General features: G+C 43.7%; 3 protein-coding genes. All 3 read left to right on the top strand.

The genetic code is table 11. The annotated features are described in order from the left end of the window. The 3 genes from B3317_RS02005 to B3317_RS02015 are packed head-to-tail and all read left to right on the top strand — an operon-like array spanning position 1 to position 9,490. A complete protein-coding gene (locus B3317_RS02005) occupies positions 1-3,249 on the top strand; it encodes a glycoside hydrolase family 2 TIM barrel-domain containing protein (RefSeq protein ID WP_291108085.1) in 3,249 nt (1,082 codons plus the stop codon). Positions 3,250-3,267: 18 nt separating this feature from the next. Beyond that, a complete protein-coding gene (locus B3317_RS02010) occupies positions 3,268-6,129 on the top strand; it encodes a glycoside hydrolase family 2 TIM barrel-domain containing protein (RefSeq protein WP_291108088.1) in 2,862 nt (953 codons plus the stop codon). A gap of 7 nt (positions 6,130-6,136) precedes the next feature. Next, a complete protein-coding gene (locus tag B3317_RS02015; RefSeq protein WP_291108091.1) occupies positions 6,137-9,490 on the top strand; it encodes a glycosyl hydrolase in 3,354 nt (1,117 codons plus the stop codon). Positions 9,491-9,601 lie beyond the last annotated feature (111 nt).

Genomic DNA, 9,601 nt, shown 5'->3' on the forward strand with positions numbered 1-9,601 from the left:
ATGAAAAATATATTGACCTTATTATTTTTAGTTATATCGGCTCAATCCGCTTTTGCCCAATTTGATAAGCCGGACTGGGAAAACCTGTCCGTACTTGAAATAAACCGGGAACCTGCCCGGGCAACATTCATCCCTTATGCAGATAGTAAGCAGGCGTTGTCTGCAAACAGGGAAAAATCCCCTTGGTTCTTATCTCTTAACGGAGACTGGCGGTTTTACTGGGTTCCCCGTCCGGAAGAACGGCCGATAGACTTTTACAAGACGGATTTTAACGATAAATCGTGGAAAACTATTCCTGTTCCTTCCAACTGGGAGATGCAGGGATACGGCACGCCGATATATGTCAGTGCGGGTTACCCTTTCAAAATAGACCCTCCACGGGTAACCGGTGAGCCGAAAGCAGAATATACATCATTCAGGGAGCGTAATCCGGTAGGTTCGTATCGTCATTCTTTCACTTTGCCTTCCAATTGGAAGGATAGGAGAACATTCATTCATTTTGCAGGGGTTCAGAGTGCATTTTATATCTGGATAAATGGGGTGAAAGTAGGATATAGTCAGGGAAGCATGGAGCCGGCGGAGTTCGATATTACCGATTATGTAAAGGCCGGGACGAATCAATTGGCAGTAGAGGTTTATCGCTGGTGTGATGGCAGCTATCTCGAGGATCAGGATATGTGGCGTACCAGTGGCATACATCGCGAAGTATTCCTTTATTCGACTGCCGATGTAAGAATCTCAGATTTTGCAGTTCGCACAATATTAGATAAAGATTATAAAGATGCGAGTTTGCAGATAAAACCGGAAATTAAATCGTACAATGGCGATAAGCTGGAAGGTTGGAATCTTGAAGCGCAACTGTACGATGCTGATAATAGTCCGGTGTTTGGCACACAGCTTCAGCAAGATGCCCTTCCTGTACTCAATGCCGATAATAAAGCCGCTGTTTTGAATGACAGGACGCCGCAGAGAGGCCCGGCCAAATTTGCATGGATGGAAACGGCTGTTTCTAATCCTTTGAAATGGACTGCCGAAACACCAAATCTCTATACATTGGTTCTCAGCCTTGTTGATGATAAGCGACAGGTAATAGAGACTGTATCTTGTAAAGTTGGCTTCCGTAGTGTTGAAGTTAAAGATGGGCAGGTATTGGTTAATGGCAATCCGGTAAGGCTTCGGGGAGTCAACCGCCATGAGCATGATCCGGCAACCGGCCGTTCCATTTCTTACGAAAGGATGGTGCAGGATATTAAGCTGATGAAACAGGCAAATATCAATGCTGTCCGTACTGCACACTATCCCAACAATCCGCAATGGTATGAACTGTGTGACCGATACGGCTTATATGTAATGGATGAGGCTGACATAGAAGAACACGGCCTGCGTGGAAAACTCGCTGGCGACCCTGCCTGGCATGCTGCCTTTATGGATAGGGCTATACGTATGGCGGAGAGAGATAAAAATCATCCGTCGATAATCTGTTGGTCGATGGGTAATGAATCCGGATACGGTCCTAATTTTGCCGCTATCTCTGCATGGCTGAAAGATTTTGACCCGACACGTTTCATTCATTACGAAGGAGCTCAGGGTAATCCTGACCCTAAGACCGTGGATGTTATCAGTCGTTTTTATCCGCGTGTACAGAATGAATATCTGAATCCGAATATTGCAGAAGGAGAAGATAAAGAACGGGCGGAAAACGCACGCTGGGAACGTTTGTTAAGTATAGCAAGGGATACTATCGACAACCGTCCTGTCCTTACCAGCGAATATGCCCATGCGATGGGCAATGCGCTGGGAAACTTCAAGGAATACTGGGATGAGATATATTCGAACAGGAGAATGCTTGGCGGCTTCATCTGGGATTGGGTAGATCAGGGACTTTATAAGACTGATGAAAACGGGATTCGTTTTATGGCTTATGGGGGAGATTTTGGTGATAAGCCTAATCTGAAAGCATTCTGTTTCAATGGAATTGTGTTTGCAGAAAGAGAGACTACGCCGAAATATTATGAAGTGAAAAAAGTATATCAACCAATGAAAGTAGAGTTTTCAAAGGGTGATAAAAATATTATATCCGTAACTAACCGGAACCACTTCATCAATCTGAACGACTATGAAATACGTTGGAAAATAATTGCTGGTGGAGATACTTTACAGCAAGGAGTTTTTACCGGTATAGATATTCCCGCCGGTATGACCGGAGATATTTCCGTCCCTTTCAAAAAGATAAGCGTCAAACCGGATACAGACTATTGGTTGAGAATAAGTTTTCATTTGAAAGAAGGCCGGTTATGGGCTGATAGAGGTTATGAAATCGGATTCGAACAATTAAATTTAGGTCTCAGGCAAGATAAAACGGAAAATCGTAGTAACGTAACTTTTAAGTCCATTGTAAAAGAAAACGGTGTGATTGAGATGGATGGAAAAACTTTTTCTATGGTTTTCGATCTGAAAGAGGGAATCCTTTCATCTTTGAAATACGATAATAATGAAATGATCGTATCTCCTCTTATATTTCAGGGCTATCGTGCACCTGTCGATAATGATAAAGGTTTTGGTAACTGGCTGGCGAAAGATTGGAAGGATCAGGGTCTCGACAGTTTAAAACGAACACTGAAATTTGCCGGTATAACAGGAGAAAGCGAGCAATTTGTAAAGATTAAAACTATTGCAGAAAACCATGCGAAAGCAGGATGGTTTGTACATGAAGCTGTATATACGATATGGGGTGACGGAAGGATAGATGTCAGTAATACATTTACGCCATCGGGCACATTGCCCGAATTGCCCCGTCTTGGAGTGGTAATGTCTTTGAATCAGGATTTGGAAAATATGAAATGGTATGGACACGGGCCATATGAGAATTATTCGGACAGAAAAGAAAGTTGTCCGGTAGGAATCTATACATCTACTGTAACAGAGCAATATGTGCCTTATCCGGTGCCACAGGAAACCGGAAATAAAGAAGATATCAGATGGATTCAGCTTACAGATAAAGAAGGCAAAGGTATTCGCTTTACCTGTATATCTGAACGTATGTCAGGCTCAGCTTTGCATTTCACAGCCGGGGATTTAGACGGGACTACTCATGCTTACCTTTTGAAACCTCGTAAGGAAGTTGTTTTATCGCTTGATGCTATTATGCTGGGACTGGGAAACAGTAGTTGCGGGCCGGGTGTACTGAAAAAATATGCAATAGAAAAAAGACCTTATATGCTGGATTTCATCATTGAACCATTACGATAAAAAACAATCTCTCTAAATATGAAAAAAGTTTTATGCCTACTATTGATTTTCAGTTTCTTAATTTCACAAGATAGCTTTTCACAACGAAACAATTCCGGAGCAAATGCAGAAACAGGAATACAATACCTGTCGGGCACAGGCTTCGATGATGCTGTTAATTGGGAGTTCTTTTGTACAGAAGGCAATAACAGCGGGAAGTGGACATCTATTCCGGTTCCTTCGTGCTGGGAGTTGCAGGGATTCGGGACTTATCAATATGGTATGCCGTTTTATGGAAAGGCCAATCCTCCGGGGATAGCTAAGGAACAGGGATTGTATAAATATAAATTCAAACTTCCGAAAGAGTGGGAGGGACGCGTTATCCGTATCGTTTTCGATGGAGTGATGACCGATTGCGAAGCAAAAATAAATGACCGTCGTTGCGGGCATTTACATCAGGGTGCATTTTACCGTTTCAAAAGTGATGTTTCGGATCGTGTATTCTTTGGTGATACCGAAAATGTATTGGAAGTGACTGTTAGTAAAGAGTCTGCCAATTCGAGTGTAAATATGGCTGAAAGACGCGGTGATTACTGGAATTTCGGAGGGATTTTCCGTCCGGTTTTTGTAGAGGCTCTTCCGGCTCAGTCTATCGACCGTACAGCAATCGATGCTAAAGCCGACGGCAGTTTCTATGCCGATGTTTTTCTTGGTTTGGGAATGGGAAACAATACGAAAGTAATCGCCGAACTTACAGATATCAATGGTAAATCTATCGGCCGTCCGCTTGAAACTACTTTGTCGCAAGGAACAGATAAAGCGGTGATAAGAGGGAAATTTGAAAATATTAAAAACTGGACACCCGAAACACCTAATCTGTATTATGTAAACTTTTCATTGGTGCAGGATGGTAAAGTGTTGCACCGGACAAAAGAGCGTTTTGGCTTCCGTACTATTGAAATACGCGAAAGCGACGGAATATATATAAACGGACAGAAAGTAAATATCCGTGGAGTAAACCGCCACAGTTTCCGTCCTGAGACGGGGCGTACACTCAGCCGTCAGGCAAACTACGATGACGTGAAAATAATAAAAGAGATGAATATGAATGCCGTCCGGCTTTCGCACTATCCGTCAGACCCTGATTTTCTGGACGCTTGTGATGAACTGGGCTTGTATGTAATGGTCGAACTCGGTGGCTGGCATTATAGCTATGATACGGGCGCAGGTACAAAGCTTGTACATGAGATGATAAAACGTGATGTCAACCATCCGTGCGTAACGTGGTGGTCTAATGGAAATGAGGGAGGGCACAATCATGAATTGGTCAAAGAATTTGGTACTCTCGATCCTCAGAAACGTGTAGTCCTGCATCCCCAGAAGAATTTCAACGGATTCGAAACCATGCATTACCGTTCTTATGGCGAAAGCCAGGAATATATGCGCAAGCCTGAGATATTTATGCCGACAGAGTTTCTGCACGGGCTGTATGACGGAGGAGCGGGAGCAGGCCTATGGGATTACTGGGAAATGATGCGTAAGCATCCCCGCACTGCCGGAGGTTTCATCTGGATGTTTGCAGATGAAGGGGTTATACGTACCGACCAGAACGGAAGAATTGACAATGCAGGCAATTATGGGGCTGATGGAATACTTGGCCCTCACCACGAGAAGGAAGGAAGTTTCTATACAGTAAAGCAGGTCTGGTCACCTGTGCAAATAATGAATACAAAACTGACCGACGATTTCAGAGGTTCGTTTACTGTAGAAAACAGGTATGATTTTACGAATCTGAAAGACTGCCGTTTTACATGGATTTTGAAAACAATAAAGGATGATGAAGTATCTGTTGTGAAGTCGGGAGAGATGAAAAATTTCGATCTTGTACCTCATGCAGCGGGGACATTAAATATAAGCCTTCCATCTAATTGGAAAGATGCGAATGTATTGTCTCTGACAGCTTATGGTCCACAGGGAGAAGAGCTCTGGACATGGGACTGGACATGGAAGAAAGCAGAAGATTTTTATTCCTTATCTAAGGGCAATGCGCCTGTTTCAGTTAAGGAAGAAGGTGAAAAACTGCTTGTAGCGACCGGAAATACGATTCTTGCTTTCGATAAGAAAAGCGGAACATTAGCTTCTGTGAAGAAGAACAACAAGCCTATTTCATTCGCTAACGGCCCTCGTTTTGTAGCATTCCGGCGTGGCGACCGTTCGATGGATGTATATTACAACCATGATGATAATTCGGCACGTAGTAAAGAGCGTATCTATGAGGATATTTCGGGAGTAAGCAGGTTGACAAACTTCAATTATAAAACTTTAGGAGATAGTATCGAGGTTGTTGCCGACTACTTCGGAAATATGTGTCGGGCCCGCTGGATTATTAAGCCGGATGGAACTATCCGACTCGATTATACTTACCAATATGAAGGCATTGTAGAATTGATGGGTATCATGTTCGATTATCCGGAAGATCGGGTCGTGTCTAAAAAGTGGCTCGGTGACGGGCCTTATCGTGTATGGCAGAATCGTCTGCATGGTACTACATTCGGTCTTTGGGAAAATGATTACAACGACCCTATTCCGGGAGAATCGTTCCTGTATCCTGAATTTAAGGGATATTTCAGTAATTGGAAATGGGCAACATTTAATACTTCGGAAGGTATAATTAATCTGAAGAATACTGATGATGATAATTATCTCGGAGTTTATAGCCCGAGAGACGGGCGTGATGTATTATTATATACTTTCCCTGATAGTGGTATTTCTGTATTGAAAGTTATCCCGGCTGTACGCAATAAGGTGAATGCCACCGATTTGGTCGGGCCTTCTTCTCAGGCCCAATGGGTAACCGGATTGCAGAAAGGAAGTATTTACCTGTCTTTTGAGACAAAATAAGTATTAAATGAAAAAGATATTCTTATTTATCATCATATCATTTCTATTCTTGGGCGATTGCTTTTCTCAAAACCTGTGGCAATTGTGGGAAAAGCCTTCCGCTGAAACAAAGTCATGGACATTCTGGTACTGGATGCATGGAGCGGTAACCAAAGAGGGCATTACGGCCGATTTGGAAGCGATGAAAGAGATCGGGCTGGAAGGAGCATATCTGATGCCAATCAGAGGAATTCCCGAAAAACCCTATCTGACACCGGTTGTAGAACAGTTAAGCCCGTTATGGTGGGAGATGGTAGGCTTCGCTTTCAAAGAAGCGGACAGGATAGGATTGAACATAGCGTTCCATATTTGCGATGGATTTGCTTTGGCCGGCGGCCCCTGGATTACACCGGAACTTTCTATGCAAAAAGTCGTTTGGTCGCAATTGGATATACAGGGTGGAAAGCAATTTAATGGAGCGTTGCCGCAACCCGAAAGTTATAAAGGATATTATAAAGACATTGCTGTCTATGCATTTCCTACACCTGACGGAGAGGGGATTTCGACAGAAACAGTAAAACCGAGAGTGACAAGCAGCATCGCGGATATAGATCCTCAGTTTTTGGTGGAAAAAGACAATAAGGAGCTTTTACGAAGCGATGATCCCTGCTGGATTCAGCTTGAATTTCAGAAACCGTTTACCTGCCGCACCATACAGCTTACAGGGCCTTCGCGTAGTTTCCAGCCGCAAAGACTCACTATAGAAGCCAGCGATGACGGGAGAAACTATAGGAAGATCGTTCAATTAGAACCTCCCCGTCAGGGATGGCAGAACGATGATTTCCCTATGACTCATTCTATACCAGGCACCACTGCAAAATATTTCCGCCTGCAATATAATCTGAGTGGAACGGAGCCGGGAGCCGAAGATCTGGATGCGGCCAAATGGAAACAGAATCTGAAACTTAAAAGCATTTGGATGTCTTCCGAAGCCCGCATACATCAGTATGAAGGTAAAACGGGAGATGCGTGGCGTGTCAGCGCCCGTACTACTGCCTTGCAGATACCGGATAATCAATGTATAGATGTGAAAAAAATGATAGACATTTCTTCATATCTCAGCAAAGACGGTAAATTGAACTGGAAGGCTCCGGAAGGAAAATGGACAATCCTGCGTTTAGGCCATACATCGACGGGGCATACCAATGCCACCGGAGGAGGAGGTGCCGGATTGGAATGCGATAAATTCAATCCCGAAGCTATCCGCCTGCAATTCAATTCATGGTTTGGAAAGGCTTATGAAGCGGCAGGGACGGAGATTGCATCGCGTGTATTGAAAGTCTTTCATGTAGATAGTTGGGAATGTGGTAGTCAGAACTGGTCCCCGCTGTTTCGGGATGAATTTAAGAGTCGCAGGGGATACGACATATATGATTATTTACCGGTAATGGCCGGATTTCCTGTCGGAAGCGCAGATATGTCGGAACGTATTTTGTATGATGTGCGTCAGACTATCTCAGAGTTGGTTGTAGATAAATTCTATGCCGTACTGAAAGAAGAAGCCAATGCGAAAGGCTGTGAATTCAGCGCCGAGAATGTCTCGCCAACTATGGTTAGCGATGGTATGATGCACTATAAAAACACTGATATTCCGATGAATGAATATTGGTTGCAAAGTCCTACTCACGATAAGCCTAATGATCTGCTGGACGCTATTTCAGGTGCGCATATCTACGGGAAAAATATTATACAGGCAGAAGCATTCACACAGTTAAGGCTGATGTTCGACGAACATCCCGCGATGCTGAAAACCCTGCAAGACAGGCATTATGCTTTGGGTATAAACCGTCTGAGCTACCATGTGTATGCGCTGAATCCCTGGCTGGACCGTAAGCCGGGTATGACACTCGATGGCATCGGGCTGTATTTTCAACGCGACCAGACTTGGTGGAAACCGGGCAGGGCATGGGTAGATTATGCACAACGTTGCCAGGCCTTATTGCAATATGGGAAGCCTGTCGCAGATATTGCCGTATTCACAGGGGAGGAATTGCCTAGGCGTTCTATCTTACCGGATAGGCTTGTTCCGTTTTTGCCGGGGCTGTTTGGTGAAGAAAAACTGGAATGGGAGAAAAGGCGCATGGCGAATGTGGGCGCGCCTGCCCGGGAAATGCCTGCCGGGGTAAATCATTCTGCCAATATAACAACATCCGAAGATTGGGTGAACTGCCTCAGAGGTTATCAGTACGACAGCTTTAATGCTGATGTATTGTTAAACCGAATGAGGGTAGAGAATGGACGGATTGTCCTTCCTGACGGTATGAGTTACGCTGTATTGGTAATCCCCGGCAAACATCCTATGCAGCCGGAATACAGGATGTCGAAGGCTGTGGCCCGGAAATTGAAAGAATTTTCCGCGCAAGGGGCTAAGATAATGATAGGGGATTTACCTGTTGAAACGTTAGATTTTAAAGAGGAGGGTGAAAAAATAGAATGGGCTTCGGCCAGTTTTGTAAAGCTGCCTTATGTCAAAGAAACCCTTGAAGATATTGGTGTCGGACGTGATTTTGTCGTGATGGAGAAAGGAATAAAGAGTTACGCCGAAGATATTGCCTACACTCATCGCCAATCGGATAAGGCTGATGTTTACTTCATTTCGAACCAGCAGGATAAGAAGCGGGATTTGGAGGTTAGCCTCCGTTCGTCGGGGCGTATTCCTGAATTGTGGAATCCTGTTACCGGAAAGACAGATACAAGTGCCAGCTGGTCTGTTGTGGATGGAAGAACAAATGTAAATTTAGTATTAGAACCGAACGAATCTTGCTTTATTGTGTTGCAGATACCAACATCCGCAACAGGTGGAAAAGCAAGTATTCGGAAAATAACCGATACTATTCCGTTAGCAGGTACTTGGAATGTATCATTTGATAAAGAAATGAGAGGCCCGGCAAATCCTGTAACGTTTGAAACGCTGACAGATTGGAGCAGGCATGATAATGACAGTATCCGCTATTATTCAGGTACAGCCGTTTATAGGAGTGTCTTTAACCTGAATGTTGCCGACGGAGATAAATTCGATATCGCATTTGACGAAATTGCAAATCTTGCGGAGGTAAGAATCAATGGTAAGTCTTGTGGTATCATCTGGACGAAACCATATAGGCTGGATATTTCCGGTGCTGTAAAAAATGGGGAAAATACAATTGAGATCGAAGTTGTAAATACATGGGCAAACCGTATTTTAGGCGATGAATATTACAATGCGGAACCTGATGACAACAAGAAAATATGGACGAACGGAACCCATCACAGGAGAAGGGATAAAACCCTTGCTGGAAGCGGTCTTATTGGAAATGTTATAATTGAGAGGAGAAGTAATTGATAAGTGATACGTATCAGAAGTTGAAAACTTTATCTATGTAATAATGAGCTGTTAGCCGTTAGCTGATAGCTATTAGTTCTTTGAAAAATAATTAGCAAATTTGTAAATTAG

The organism is Dysgonomonas sp. UBA7710 (assembly GCF_002482385.1).
Taxonomy (GTDB): Bacteria; Bacteroidota; Bacteroidia; order Bacteroidales; family Dysgonomonadaceae; genus Dysgonomonas.